11 protein-coding genes and 2 pseudogenes are annotated in these 13720 nt (G+C 72.9%); 10 read left to right on the top strand and 3 right to left on the bottom strand.

Annotated elements, in window-relative coordinates; translation table 11 throughout:
• The first annotated feature begins 19 nt into the window (after positions 1-19).
• From K7472_RS09660 to K7472_RS09635, 6 genes are all read left to right on the top strand, one after another.
• Entirely contained in the window at positions 20-220 is a 201-nt protein-coding gene (locus K7472_RS09660; RefSeq protein WP_222976208.1) for a hypothetical protein, read from the top strand.
• A gap of 137 nt (positions 221-357) precedes the next feature.
• Entirely contained in the window at positions 358-1302 is a 945-nt protein-coding gene (locus K7472_RS09655; protein WP_222976206.1) for an STM4015 family protein, read from the top strand.
• A gap of 3 nt (positions 1303-1305) precedes the next feature.
• Entirely contained in the window at positions 1306-2562 is a 1257-nt protein-coding gene (locus tag K7472_RS09650) for an STM4014 family protein (protein WP_252395368.1), read from the top strand.
• 53 nt (positions 2563-2615) lie between these two features.
• Positions 2616-3464 (top strand): STM4013/SEN3800 family hydrolase, encoded by an 849-nt coding sequence (locus K7472_RS09645; RefSeq protein ID WP_222976796.1) that lies wholly within the window; start codon positions 2616-2618, stop codon positions 3462-3464.
• On the top strand, positions 3461-4900 hold the full coding sequence (locus tag K7472_RS09640; protein WP_222976203.1) for an STM4012 family radical SAM protein: 1440 nt from the start codon (positions 3461-3463) through the stop codon (positions 4898-4900). Before K7472_RS09645 ends, K7472_RS09640 begins: the two co-directional genes overlap by 4 nt.
• Before the next feature lie 6 nt (positions 4901-4906).
• Positions 4907-5797: an STM4011 family radical SAM protein gene (locus K7472_RS09635; protein WP_222976201.1), complete on the top strand. Its 891-nt coding sequence runs from the start codon at positions 4907-4909 to the stop codon at positions 5795-5797.
• Here the strand turns inward: K7472_RS09635 and K7472_RS09630 are convergent.
• Positions 5775-7166, bottom strand: coding sequence for a tetratricopeptide repeat protein (locus tag K7472_RS09630; protein WP_372457948.1), 1392 nt, complete (start codon positions 7164-7166; stop codon positions 5775-5777). The genes K7472_RS09635 and K7472_RS09630 overlap by 23 nt on opposite strands.
• 288 nt (positions 7167-7454) lie before the next feature.
• Here K7472_RS09630 and K7472_RS09625 point away from each other — a divergent pair, with 288 nt between their 5' ends.
• The 4 genes and pseudogenes from K7472_RS09625 to K7472_RS09610 all read left to right on the top strand — a co-directional run bounded on the left by K7472_RS09625 (position 7455) and on the right by K7472_RS09610 (position 11334).
• The gene (locus K7472_RS09625) at positions 7455-8297 is read left to right on the top strand and encodes a neprosin family prolyl endopeptidase (protein ID WP_222976198.1); all 843 of its coding nucleotides are present in this window, start codon (positions 7455-7457) and stop codon (positions 8295-8297) included.
• Positions 8298-8459: 162 nt separating this feature from the next.
• A pseudogene (locus K7472_RS09620) lies at positions 8460-9303 on the top strand (alpha/beta fold hydrolase).
• On the top strand, positions 9293-10435 hold the full coding sequence (locus K7472_RS09615) for a cytochrome P450 (RefSeq protein WP_222976196.1): 1143 nt from the start codon (positions 9293-9295) through the stop codon (positions 10433-10435). The pseudogene K7472_RS09620 and the gene K7472_RS09615 overlap by 11 nt, the downstream one beginning before the upstream one ends.
• Positions 10436-10500: 65 nt before the next feature.
• A complete protein-coding gene (locus K7472_RS09610) occupies positions 10501-11334 on the top strand; it encodes an alpha/beta fold hydrolase (RefSeq protein ID WP_222976194.1) in 834 nt (277 codons plus the stop codon).
• Positions 11335-11442: 108 nt separating this feature from the next.
• Here the strand turns inward: K7472_RS09610 and K7472_RS09605 are convergent.
• Both K7472_RS09605 and K7472_RS09600 read right to left on the bottom strand, forming a co-directional pair.
• Positions 11443-11868 (bottom strand): annotated as a pseudogene (locus tag K7472_RS09605) (MgtC/SapB family protein); the annotation flags it as partial.
• A 44-nt stretch (positions 11869-11912) separates the two neighbouring features.
• Positions 11913-13565: an NRAMP family divalent metal transporter gene (locus K7472_RS09600; RefSeq protein ID WP_222976192.1), complete on the bottom strand. Its 1653-nt coding sequence runs from the start codon at positions 13563-13565 to the stop codon at positions 11913-11915.
• Positions 13566-13720: the final 155 nt, after the last annotated feature.

The following is a 13720-nucleotide window of genomic DNA, read 5'->3' as shown; positions in this document are numbered from 1 at the left end:
TCCTTCCGAGGGGGTCGGCATGATCGCTCTGGAGACCATCGGCTTCTCGCTGGCCGTGATCGCCTTCGTGGTCGGCACCCTCGTCGTCATGATGGGCGGCCTCGCCTACCGCGGCGCCCGCCACCACGACGAGGACGGCTCAGGCCCGGGCAACGGCTCCGGCTCCGGGCGCGACGACGGCTCCGCCTCGGACGCGCCGCCCTCCCCTCGCGGTGCGTGAGCACGGCGCCTGACCGCGGCAGTCGACCCAGCGTTCCCTCCCTCGTCACGCCCCATCCGCCCCTCCGGGCAACGGGATTGTCAGTGCCTCCTGATAGGACTTGGCACATATTCCGCGGCGTGCGAGGAGCGATTCCGATGTGTGTAGAACACCTCACCGAGTTCCACGGCCTGAAGGTCTTCGAGTTCCCGGCGGAGGGCCGGAAGGACGGGCTGCCCGCGGCCGGGGAGGTCGCCTGGCGGCTGGGGCACGACTGGTCGGCCGACAAGGACATCGAGGCCATCTGGCCGGTCTTCTTGGAGTCCGTCGACACGAGCCGGGTCACCGCGCTCATATTCGGGCCGTGGAGCGACCACATGTACGACGAGGACGCGTCCGCGGAGGTGGCCCGGCTGGTCGAGTCGGCCGACCGCCTCCCCTCGCTCAAGGCGTTCTTCCTGGGGGACATCGTCTCCGAGGAGAACGAGATCTCCTGGATCGAGCAGACCGACCTCGCACCGGTCCTCGAAGCCTTCCCCGGACTGGAGGAGCTCGGCGCCCGCGGCGGCCACCGCGAGTTCACCCCGGTGCGGCATGCGAACCTGCGCACGCTGCGGCTGGAGTCCGGTGGCATGTCCGCAGCCGTGGTGCGCGGCATAGCGTCCAGTGAACTGCCCGCGCTGGAGCGGCTGGAGCTGTGGCTCGGCGTGGAGAACTACGGCGGCGACGCCACGGTGGAGGACATCGCGCCGCTGCTGGAGGCCGGCCGTTTCCCGTCGCTGCGTCATCTCGGGCTCCAGGACAGCGAGTCGCAGGACGCCATCGCGCAAGCGGTCGCGAGGGCCGCGGTGGTGCCGGGACTCACCTCGCTCAGCCTCTCGATGGGCACCCTCACCGACGCCGGTGCCGAAGCCCTCCTGGGCGGGCAGTCGCTGACCCACCTGGCCGAACTCGACCTGCACCACCACTTCCTGTCGGACGGCATGGTCGCGCGCATACGTGAGGCCCTGGAGCCGGCCGGTGTCACGGTGGACCTCAGCGAGCAGGAGAAGCCGGACGAGTACGACGGGCAGGCCTGGTACTACGTCGCGGTGGACGAGTAGACCTTGGCCACCTCGATCGTTCCCGCGGGGCGCCGCCTCGCCCCCGACCCGCGGCGGTCCGCGCGCTTCACCGTGGTCGGCAATCCCGGCAGCCGCCGGGTGGGCCTCTTCCGGACCGCCGTGCTGGCCGCGGGCGGGCCGGAGCCGGCCGTGCTGGCCTGGGCCGACGTGCTGCGCGGCGCACCCGGCGCGGTACCCGCGCCCGGGACGCTGCTGCGGATCGACTCGCCCGGCGAGGACGAGCGGGTCGACCGGCTGCTGCGCGGTGACGCGCTGGGCGGCGGCTGGGATTCCACGCGGGTCGGCGGCGGCACGGCGTGGTACGAGCGGTTCACCGCGGCCCTGCGGGAGTTGGCCCGTACGGCGGCGGCCGTGCCGGGGTGCGTCCTGCTGGCCGACCCGGACGAGATCGCGGTGATGTTCGACAAGCGGCGCACCCACGCGCTGCTCGCGGACGCCGCGGTGCCCGTGCCGCGGGCGCTCGATCAGGGTGGCGAGCCGGTGACCGGGTGGGACGACCTGCGGGAGCGGTTGCTCGCGGCGGGGATGCCCCGGGCGTTCGTCAAGCCCGCTCACGCCTCGTCCGCCTCCGGTGTGGTCGCCGTGGAGCTGGGTCCACGCGGCCGGGCGCGGGCCACCACGTCCGCCGCTCTGGGCACCGCAGTCGACGGCCGCCCGGCGCTGTTCAACTCGCTGCGGGTGCGCCGCTACACGCAGGAGCCCCAGTTGCGGGCGCTGTTCGACGTGCTGGCCGGTGAGCGGCTGCACGTGGAACGGTGGCTGCCGAAGGCGTCGCCGCACGGGAAGCCCTGCGACCTGCGGGTCGTGGTCACCGCCGGGCGTGCCACCCACGCGGTGCTGCGCACCAGCCGCAATCCCGTCACCAACCTCCACCTCGGCGGCGCCCGCGGCGACCTGTCGGCGTTCCGGGACGCGAGCGGGCCCGAGTGGCCCGCCGTGCTGGAGACCTGTGAGCGCACGGCCCGGCTCTTCCCGGGCAGCCCGGTCGTCGCGGTCGACGTCCTGCCGTCGGCGAACCTGCGTGGGCACGCGGTCGGCGAGGTCAACGCCTTCGGCGACCTGCTGCCGGGGCTGACCGGCCTGCCCGGTTCGGGCGCCGAAGGAGCGGACACGTACGCGGCGTTCACCGCCGCCGTGCTGCGCGCGCGGGACAGCCCGCGAACGGCGGACAGACCGAGAACACAAACAGCGGACGGACCGCGACCAGCAAAAGGAACACCAGAAGGAACACCGAAGTGAACGATCCCTCACCTGCCGGGTGGCCCCGGCAGGAGCAGGCGTCCGACGTCGACATGCGCCGGATCGTCGGCAGCCACGACATCCTGTTCGTCACCCTCGACACCCTGCGGTACGACGTGGCCGCCGAGCTGGCCGCGGCCGGCCGCACCCCGAACCTGGCGGCCCGGCTGCCCGGCGGTCGCTGGGAGCGCCGGCACAGCCCGGGCAGCTTCACCTACGCGGCCCATCAGGCGATCTTCGCCGGGTTCCTGCCCACGCCCGCCGACTCGCCGGGGCCTCATCCCCGGCTGTTCGCGGCGCGGTTCGCGGGCAGTGAGTCCACCGCGACGACGTCCTTCGTCTACGACACGCCCGACCTGGTCTCGGGGCTGGCCGAGGCCGGGTACCGGACGGTGTGCGTCGGCGGGGTCGGCTTCTTCAGCAAGACGGCCGCGCTGGGGTCCGTGCTGCCCGGTCTGTTCCAGGAGAGCCACTGGAGCCCGCAGACCGGCGTCACCTCTGCCACGTCCTTCGAGACGCAGGTGGCACTCGCAGAACGCATCACCGAGGAACACGCCCGGCAGGCGCCCGAGCAGCCGTTGTTCCTCTTCGTGAACGTCTCCGCGCTGCACCAGCCCAACTGGCACCATCTGCCGGGCGCGACGAAGGAGCACGGCGACACCCGCGCCTCGCACGCCGCCGCGCTGGAGTACGTGGACCGTCACGTGCCGCGGCTCTTCGCGGCGATGGCACAGCGCCGCCCCTGCTTCGCCATCGTCTGCTCCGATCACGGCACCGCCTACGGCGACGACGGCTGGAGCGGTCACCGGATCGGCCACGAGTCCGTGTGGACGGTGCCGTACGCCCACTTCACGCTGCCCGCGGCCGCGCGGCAGGACTCCGACGAGAGAGCCCGACGATGAGCACTGCCCCGTACCCCGCCCCGGCCGCGCACCCCGGTGAGCCGCCGACGCCGCAGACGCCGCATGTACCGCAGGTGCCGAAGGCGTCTCACGAGTCCCCGTACCAGAGTTACGTCTACGCCTACCCGCACAAGACCGCCTACCGGCCGCTGGATCCGCGTCCCCGGCTGGACCGGGTGTGGGCCGACGAGCCGAAGGACGCGTTGTCGTTGTACGCACACATACCGTTCTGCGAGGTGCGCTGCGGTTTCTGCAACCTGTTCACCCGCATCGGCGCCCCCGACGGCCTGACGGGTGCCTACCTCGACGCGCTGGAGCGGCAGGCTACGCGGGTGGCCGCCGCGCTGGGCCCCGGCGCCCGTTACGCGCAGGTGGCCTTCGGCGGCGGCACGCCGACGTTCCTGACCGCCGCGGAGCTGGAGCGGCTGTGCGACATCGCCGAGGTCCGCATGGGCGCCGACCTGAGCGCGGTCCCGCTGTCGGTGGAGGCGTCCCCGGCGACCGCGACCGCCGACCGGCTCGCCGTGCTCGCCGCGCGCGGCGCCACCCGGCTGAGCCTGGGCGTGCAGAGCTTCGTGCCGCACGAGGCCAGGGCGGCGGTGCGCCCGCAGCGCAGGGCGGACGTCGAAGCCGCCCTCGGCCGGGTGCGGGACGCCGGGGTCCCGGTGCTCAACATCGACCTCATCTACGGCATCGACGGCCAGACGGCGGCGAGTTGGCGCACCTCCCTCGACGCGGCGCTCGCCTGGGAGCCGGAAGAGCTGTACCTCTACCCGCTCTACGTGCGGCCGTTGACCGGTCTCGGGCGCCGGGAGGGCGCGGACGCGCCGGAGCCGGAGTGGGACCGGCGACGTCTCGCGCTGTACCGCGCGGGCCGCGACCACCTGCTCGCCTCGGGCTACGAGCAGGTGTCGATGCGGATGTTCCGCCGGGCGGGCGTGGCACCGGTGCCGGGCGCGGGCCGCACGGCGGGCACCGAGTACTGCTGTCAGACCGATGGCATGGTGGGCCTGGGCTGCGGTTCGCGTTCCTACACCCGGCGGTTGCACTACTCGTTCGACTACGCGGTGTCGATGACGGAGATCAGGGGCATCGTGGACGACTACGTGTCACGCCCCGCGTCCGACTTCGACGTGGCCGAGGTCGGCTGGTGGATGGACGCGCGGGAGTCGCGCCGCCGCCATCTCGTGCAGTCGCTGCTCCAGGCCGAGGGGCTGGCGGCCGCCTCGTACCGCGAACGATTCGGCACCCGTCCCGAGGACGACTTCGCGGGCGACCTGGAGCAACTGCGGGTCAGGGGCTGGCTGGACGGCGCGGGCGAGTCCGTGGGCGTGCTGCGGCTGACGCCCGAGGGGCTGGCGCACTCCGACGCGGTCGGGCCCGCGTTCTTCTCGGAGCGCGCCCGGGCGGCGATGAGCGACTACCGGGCGAGGTGAGACGCCGTGGACCTGACCGTGCTGTACCGGGGCCCGCTGGCCTCGTGCGACTACGACTGCCCGTACTGCCCGTTCGCCAAGCGCCGCGACACCCGGGCCGAACTGGTCGCGGACCGGGAGGCGTTGGAGCGATTCGCGCGGTGGGCGGCCGAACAGCGGGGCGACCGGCTGTCGTTGCTGTTCACCCCGTGGGGCGAGGGCCTGGTGCGGTCCTGGTACCGCGACACGCTGGCCGAGTTGAGCCGCCTGCCGCACGTCGCCCGGGTCGCCGTGCAGACCAACCTCAGTCACCGGGTGCGCTGGACGGCGGACGCCGACCGCGACACGCTCGCGCTGTGGACCACGTACCACCCCGGGCAGGTCGGGCACGACCGCTTCCTGGGCAAGTGCCGTGAACTGGACGCGGCGGGGGTGCGCTACAGCGTCGGCGTGGTGGGCGACCCCGCGCATCTGGAGGCCGCTCGCCGGATGCGTGCGGCCCTGCCGGACCACGTCTACCTGTGGGTCAACGCGCAGGAGGGGCGGACGTACACCGACGCCGAGGCCGCCCGATGGACCGCGCTGGACCCGCTGTTCGGCTACAGCAGGCATCCGCACGCCAGTGCCGGGCGGGCGTGCCGCACCGGCGAGTCGGTGATCTCGGTCGACGGGCAGGGCACGGTGCGACGCTGCCACTTCGTGCCGGAACCCCTCGGCAACCTCTACGACGGCTCGTACCGCGTGGCGCTGCGCCCGCGGCCGTGCCCGCTCGGCGTGTGTGACTGCCACATCGGTTACGTGCACCTGGAATCGCTGCCGTTGTACGACGTCTTCGCGGGCGGGGTGCTGGAACGCGTGCCACGGGACTGGCCGCGGCGGGCGGACCCGGTCGTGGTCACCGCGTCGGCCGGGGGGTGACAGGCGGCGGGGCGGGGGCGGGGCCGAGGGTGGTGGTGCCGGGCCGGGCCAGTCCCGTCAGACCGCGCCGGTAGGCGGCGATGGCGTCTTTGAGGCGACCCTGCCGCTCCAGCAGGTCACCGAGGAGCCGCGCGGTGTCGGCGAGGTCCCCGGCGGCGTCGGCCTCCTCCTGGAGCGGCAGCGCGGCCCGGTAGTGCCGTTCGGCGTCGGCCGGTTCGCCACGTTGCTCGTGGATCAGGCCGAGCAGCCGGTGCGCGGCCGCGGCGTGCACGGTGCCGTGGCCGGGGCCGAGTCCGGCGAGCAGTGTGGTGAGGAGTTGCTCGGCGTCGGCGCCGTGGCCACGCCGGAAGCGCACGTCGGCGAGTTCGACCTCGACCTGGGTGGCGTAGAAGGCGGCGCCGGTGGACCGCAACATCCCCAGCGCGCACGTCAGTTCGTCCTCGGCGTCGGCCAGGCGGTCGTGCTGGGTGTGCAGGTAGCCGCGCATCCAGTGGCACTGGGCCAGTTCGGCGCGGATCTGCCACTGCTCGTAGACCTCCTGCGCCTTGACGAGGTACGCCTCGGCCTCGTCGAAGCGTCCGCCGCCCGCCAGGGTGCGGGCCACCGAGCGGTGCAGTCCGGCGACCACGACCGGGTCGGCGACGCGGGGCGCGAGATCGAGGGCGAGGTCGGCGGCCTTGGCGGCGCGTTCCAGGGCGCCCATGTCGAGGTACGGCGTGATGATCGTGGCGTAGAGCAGGAGCAGCGCGGCCGGGTCGGGCAGTCCGCCGCCGTTCAGCTCGTCGATGGTCTGCTCCAGCAGGTAGCAGGAGTAGCGGATGTCGCCGCCGAGCTGGTGGGCGATCGCCTGGCCGCGGATGGCCCGGACCCGGGTGGGCAGCGGCTGGTCGGCCAGCAGGCCCAGGGCGCGGTCGAAGCACTCGCGCGCCTCGGCGAGCGCGCCTCGGCGCAGCATGCAGTGTCCCAGGGCAACGTTCATGTCGGCCTGGAGGTCGGGGAGTTCGTGGTCGGCGGCGCGTTCGAGGAGGGCGACGAGGGTCTGTTCCGCGTGTTCGCCCGAGCCTTCGTCGGCCAGGCGGTCCGCCTCGGCGAGCCGTTCGCGCAGCTCGGCACGCAGACCGGCGGGGACGCCTTCGGCGAGCTGTTCGTAGGTCGTCCCGAGCCGCTCGGCGAGATAACGCAGGGCGGTCTGCGAGGCGCGGGCCTTGCCCGCCTCCACGGTGGAGACGTACGCGGCGGTGTACCGTGTGCCGGCGAGCTGACGTTGCGTCAATTTCTTTTCAGTGCGCAGGCGTTGGATGCGGGAGCCGATCTCCTTGGCGCTGGAGCGCGCGTCGGGCCGTGCGTCGGACCGCGCGCCGGGTCGCACGCCGGTTTGCCGACCGGTTTGCACACCGGTTTGCCCCTCGGAGCGCCCGTCCTCGCCGGAGTCCCCGCTTCCCGTGGACATGGCCACCTCTTCCCTCCCTGCCGGGCCCCGCGCCGGAGTCCCGGCGGAAACCTTGCCAGCCGCCGCCTTCCGGTCTAGCTTAACTCCCCATGTAAGTGAAGTTACTTGAGCACTTACATGGACTGTTCCGGCGCGACCGGCCTTCGCCCGCACGGCGTCCGACCCGCCGCCCTCCCTCTCCCTCCACCCGACCGACGGAGACCCCTCATGCGCATACGCACCCGCCTCACGGTGGGACTGACCGCCGCCGCTGCCGCGCTCACCCTGCTCACCGGCCAGTCCGCCCAGGCCGCGCCCCGGCCCCTGCCCTCCGCTCCCCCGGCCACCGGAGCAGCCGCCACGGGGACCGACAACCCGACATGTTGGTACGGCGCTTGCTACGACTACGTCTACGGCCGCCAGATCACAGACGCGACCGGCGCGAGCGTCCGCATGGAGATCGCCGACCCGGTGGTCAACCCCGCCCAGCAGGACGAACACTCGCTCCAGGAGCTGGCCCTGCAAAACACCGGCGCGACCTCCACCGTGGAGGTCGGCTGGACCGTGGACCGCCAGGTGAACAACGGCGACGGCAGGCCGCATCTGTTCGTCTACCACTGGGTCGACGGCCAGGAGTCCTGCTACAACGGCTGCGGCTTCGTCCAGGTCTCGCACACCGTCACCCCCGGCATGCCGCTGCCGGCCGGTCACGCGGGGAGCTTCGCCATCCGCGAGCTGGGCGGCGACTGGTGGATCTTCTACGACGGCCACGCGGTCGGCTACTTCCCCGGCTCGCTGTGGAACGGCACGTACACCAGCGCCCAGAAGATCACCGCGTTCGGCGAGGTCGCGGCCGACGCCTCGGACGTGCCGTCGTGCACCCAGATGGGCAACGGCCGTCCCGGCACCTCGTGGCGGTCCTCCTGGATCGCCGGATTCCGGCTGTACGGCAGCGCGGACCGGCCGGACCTCACGGTGCAGACCACCAGCCCCGACTACTACGACGCGGGGTCGGTCACCCGCACCTCGTTCCACCTCGGCGGCCCGGGCAAGGGCAGCTGCGGTTCCTGACGGGCCGGCCGCGACGGACGGCGCCGCCCGATCGGCCGGAGGGTCACCGTGTCGCACACGAACGGGCTCTTGCGCGCCCGGGCGGCGGGCCGCCACCGTGGAGCCGACACGGCAGCACGGGCGGTGCCGGGCCGCCCGGCGCGTACGGCGACGGGAGTCGGAGTGAGCCCACTGGCCCTGCCCCACGGACTGCACGGTGCCGGTCCGCACAAGGTGATCGCGATCCACGGCTGGTTCGCCGACCGCTCCGCGTACGATCCGCTGCTGGCCGACCTCGACCGCGAGGCGTTCCAGTACGCGGTGGTGGACCTGCGCGGCTACGGCGAAGCGCGCGACGTCTCCGGCGCGTTCACCACGACCCGAGGGCGCCGAGGACGTGATCGCGCTCGCCGACAGCCTGGGATGGCGACGGTTCTCCGTGATCGGTCACTCGATGGGCGGCAGCGTCGCGCAGCGGGTGGTGGCGCTCGCGCCGGAGCGGGTGCGCAGGCTCGTCGGGGTCTCACCGGTCCCGGCGTCCGGCCTGCCGCTGCCGCCGGAGCAGCACGAGTTGTTCGACGGCGCGGCCCGCTCGCCGGACAACCGTCGCGCCATCATCGACTTCACCACCGGCAGCCGCCGTCCCGCCGCCTGGCTCGACCGCATGGTGCGCGGGTCGTTGGAGCGCAGTGACGCTGAGGCCTTCCACGCCTGGTTCACCTCCTGGGCGGGCGAGGACTTCCACGGGGGCGTCGACGGATCCACCGTGCCCGCGCTGGCCGTGGTGGGCGCGCTGGACCCGGCACTGACCGCCGAGGTCCAGCGCGCGACCTGGATGCGCTGGTTCAAGCGCGGCGAACTCGTCGAGCTCGTCTCGGCGGGTCACTACGCGATGGACGAGACACCGCTCGAACTCATCCGTGTCGTCGAGGACTTCCTGCGCGCCGACGCCCGCGCCGACGCCGCCGACGCGGCTGATACGGCCTGTGCGGTCGACGGGCCGGAGGGGAACGGCAGTGCCGGCTGAGGTTCGGCACCGAGGTGCGGGGCCGGACGTCTTCGACCCCCGGCGGTACGCGCGCGGCGTGCCGTACGGGCGGTACCGGGTGTTGCGCGACCACTGCCCGGTGGCCTGGCAGGACGAGCCGGAGGTGCTGGGCTGGCCCGCGGGCCCCGGCTTCTGGGCGGTCACCCGGCACGCCGACGTGGTGCGCGTGCTGAAGGACTCGGCCACGTACTCCTCGTGCCTGGGCGCGACACAGATCCGCGACCCGGATCCGGCCGATCTGCCGTTCGTCCGGCGGATGATGCTCAACCAGGACCCGCCGCACCACCTGCGGCTGCGCAGGCTGGTCAGCCGGGCCTTCACGCCCGGGCGTGTGGCGCGCTTCCGGGAGGCGGTGCGCGGGCGGGCCCGGTCCCTGGTGGCGGGGGCGCTGGCGGAAGCGCGGGCGGGAGACGGCACGTGTGATGTGGTGGCGCGGGTCACCGACGAGTACGCGTTGCTGAACCTCACCGATCTGCTGGGGGTGCCGCCGGGCGACCGGGGTCTGCTGCTGCACTGGACGCGGCGGGTCATCGGCTACCAGGACCCCGACGAGGCGTCGGACACGTCCACGGCGGACGGCTCGCCGGTCGACCCCCGCTCGCCGTCCGCGCTGGCCGACATGTTCGGCTACGCGCGCGAGCTGGCCGCCCACAAGCGCCGCCACCCGGGCGACGACGTGCTGACGGCGCTGGCCACCGACGCCGAACTGACCGTCCCCGAGCTGGAGATGTTCTTCTTCCTGCTGCGGCGCCATCCTCCGGTGCTGACCTTCCGGCGTACCGCCGCGCACGACACCACGCTCGCCGGAACGCGGGTCCGGGCGGGCGAGAAGGTGGTCGTCCTCCACGCCTCCGCCAACCACGACGAACGCGTCTTCCCCCACCCGTACCGCCTCGACCTGACCCGCTCCCCCAATCCCCATGTCTCCTTCGGCGACGGCCCCCACGTCTGCCTGGGCGCCCACTTCGCCCGCCTCCAACTCGCCACGCTCTACGACGAGTTCCGCACGGCCCTCCCCACGCCACCCCGCCTGGCCGAACCCCCGCGACGCCTGACGTCCAACTTCATCAACGGGCTGAAATTCTTGAGACTCGAGCTGCCTGCGGGGTGACGCGTGGGCGGGCAGTGGCGTATCCCGCTTGCCACGCCACGGGACGGCTCCCCAGGATGGGGCCCATGCCGATCTTCTGTGCCGATGACGGGACACCGCTCGCCTTCCATGTGCGCGGCTCCGGTGAGACGTTGCTGTGTCTGCCCGGTGGGCCCATGCGGGCCTCCGCCTACCTCGGGGACCTCGGGGGGTGGGACGCGCGCAGGCGGCTGGTCATGCTGGACGCTCGGGGGACCGGGGGCTCGGGGGTTCCGGCCGATCCGGCGACGTACCGGTGCGATCGGCTCGTGGACGACGTCGAGGCGTTGCGGCGTCACCTCGGGCTGGAGCGCATGGACCTGCTGGCGCACTCGGCCGCGGGCGACCTCGCGTTGCAGTACACGGCCCGCCACCCGGATCGGGTGCGCGCGCTGTGCCTGATCACCGCCAGGGCCCGGGTGCTGGGTATCGAGTTCACCACCGCCCACCGTGCTCAGGCCGCCGACCTGCGGGCCGGTGAACCCTGGGCCGCGGGCGCCCGGGCGGCGTACGACGCGGTCTGGGCGGGCACCGCGACCGACGCCGACTTCGACGCGGCCACGCCGTTCTTCTACGGACGCTGGGACGACGCCGCGCGGGCGCACGCGGCGGGCGAGGTCGAGCAGACCAACGACGAGGCGACGGCGCACTACGTCGCACCCGGCGCGTTCGAGCCGCCGGCGGCGGTGCCGGACGTGCCGGTGCTGGTGCTCGCCGGTGAGCTGGACAGCGCGCCGCGCCCGGGGGTGGCGGAGGAGATCGCCGGACGGTTCCGCCGGGCCGAGATGGTCGTCCAGCCGGGGGCGGGTCACTACCCGTGGCTGGACGACCCGGCTCGGTTCAGCGGCACGGTCGAGGGGTTCCTGGGTCAGTACACTTGACAAGCCATCACATAAGCACGCTACCTGACGGTGCGTCACTCCAGCACTTGACCTGATGGGTCGTCACACCGGCACTCGGTCGGCCGGTTCCTCCTCCTGCTCCGGGCAGGACGCCGGGGTGCGGTCCAGCATCCGCCCCGCGGGGCGCAGCACGAGGTGGATGCCGAGGACCGCCAGCGTGCCCAGCACCGCCAGGCCCGTCCTGCCCGAGGCGGCCAGCACGCCCACGGCAGCCGAACACCACAGCGTGGCGGCCGTGTTGAGCCCGCGCACCCCGCCGCCGTCGCGCAGGATGACGCCTCCGCCCAGGAAGCCGATGCCGGACACCACGTAGGAGGCGACCCGGGTCGGGCTGGACGGATCGCCGACGGCGACGCTGTACAGCACGAACAGCGTCGCCCCCGCCGCGACCAGGGCGTTGGTCCGCAGGCCCGCCATCCGGGCCCGCCACTGGCGCTCGACTCCGATCAGCGCGCCGCAGGCCACGCCGGTGGCGAGCCGGGTCAGGAAGTCGAAGGTGGTCAGAGTGTGCATGGTGCACCTCCTCCTCGTCCGGATTGCGGTGGGTACGGGCCCGCTCAGTGGGCCAGGGCTGCCTGCACGATCTTGACGACCACCAGCACCATGGCGATCAGCAGGTACGTGCGCAGCGCGGTCATGCCGACCTTGTAGCCGGTGGACAGCACGGGCTTGGACAGCGTCTCCAGCGGTGGCATCCGCCAGTCCAGCCGCCCGGTGCGGTCGATCTCCCGCCCGGCGCGCGCCCAGCCCTTGCGGCGGCGGCGCACCTCCGCGTAGCCGATGGCGATCACCCCGGCGACCCCGCAGGCCGCCATGATGTCGAGGATCGCCCCGGCGGAGATGGACGGGAAGAGCACGGACGCGGTCAGCACGATCGACAGCGTGATCAGCACCCCGACGACCGCCGAGATCAACGCGTTGGTCCTCGGGCCGTTGACCCAAGGGCCGAGGACCGCGCGGTCGTTGCACAGCAGCAGCAGGAAGACCGACGCCGACGGCAGCAGGACCCCGGCGAGTGTCTGCACGCCCTCGGTCAGCAGGCCGAGCGGCGATCCGGGGATCAGCACGATGGCCGCGGCGGCGGCGACCAGGCCCGCGTAGACCGCGTAGAAGCCCTTGGCGCCGGAGATCCCCCGGTGCAGCGAGTGCTTGAGGCCGAGGACGTCCCCGATGGCGTACGCGGTCGACAGGGACACGGCGAACGCGCCGATGATCGAGGCGTCCAGCAGTGCGATGGCGAACAGCACGCCCGCCACCTTGCCCGCGTGGGCGGCGAGGCCGTGCGCGACACCGGCGGTGTCGGTGAAGTGCCCGGCCGCGTGGCTGCCGGCGAAGGCCGCGGCGGTGAATCCCATCATGGCGCCCGCGCCGATGACGACGACCACGATGCCGATCCACAGGTCGGCCTTCTCGTACGCCATGAAACGCGGCGTGATGCGCTTGTCGATGACGTAGGACTGCTGGAAGAACAGCTGCCAGGGCGCGACGGTGGTGCCGACGATGCCGATGATCAGCAGCATCACGGTCGACAACTGCCCGCTGCCGCCCGGCATTCCGGGCACCACGAAGTCGTGGAGCATCCGGCCGGTCGCCGGGTGCGCCATGAAGTAGATGGGAACGAGCAGCAGCGAGGCCGCGCACAGGGTGATGGCGATCCGCTCGAACCGCTGGAACGAGCCGGTGAACGCGGAGGCGATGATGACGCCCGCCGCCAGCACCACCGCGGCCGTCTTCGGCAGTCCCAGGTATCCGGCGGCCATGGTGATGCCGATGAACTCGGTCACCAGGGTGAAGGCGTTGAGCAGGAACAGGTCGATGACGCTGAACGCGCCCCAGAACCGGCCGAACCGCTCCAGGATCAGCCGCGCGTGCCCCACCCCGGTGACCGCGCCGAGCCGCAGCACCATCTCCTGGTTGGCGTAGAGCACCGGGACCAGCAGGAGCAGGGTCCACAGCAGATGGGTGCCGTAGTTCTGCCCGGCCTGCCCGTACGTGGCGAACGCGCCGGCGTCGTTGTCGCCGACCATCACGATCAGGCCGGGGCCGACGATGGCGAGCAGTGTCTTCAGCCGCGCGGACAGCCCGGTGCGCGGTGCGGTGTCGTCGAGCCTGACGGTGCCGAGGGCGCCGCGGATGTCGCCGATGTGGGCGTCGTCCAGGACGGCGGTGCGCCGCGCGGCGGTCGTGGTGTCGAAGGTGGTGTCGGTCATGAGATACCTCCCAAGTCCCCCCACGGGGGGAGGTGTTGGGGGCATGCGGAATCCCCTCCCGGCGCGAGCGCAGGCGTCGTCGGCCCGGCGCGTGGGCGCAGGGCTGCGATCCGTCACGGCGATCGGGCCGTGCGGATGGCGGGAACGCGGGTCTC

The organism is Streptantibioticus parmotrematis (genome assembly GCF_019890615.1).
In the GTDB taxonomy this organism is placed as follows: domain Bacteria; phylum Actinomycetota; class Actinomycetes; order Streptomycetales; family Streptomycetaceae; genus Streptantibioticus_D; species Streptantibioticus_D parmotrematis.
The sequence above is the reverse complement of the archived record's forward strand: the minus strand, read 5'-3'. Positions and strand labels throughout refer to the sequence as shown.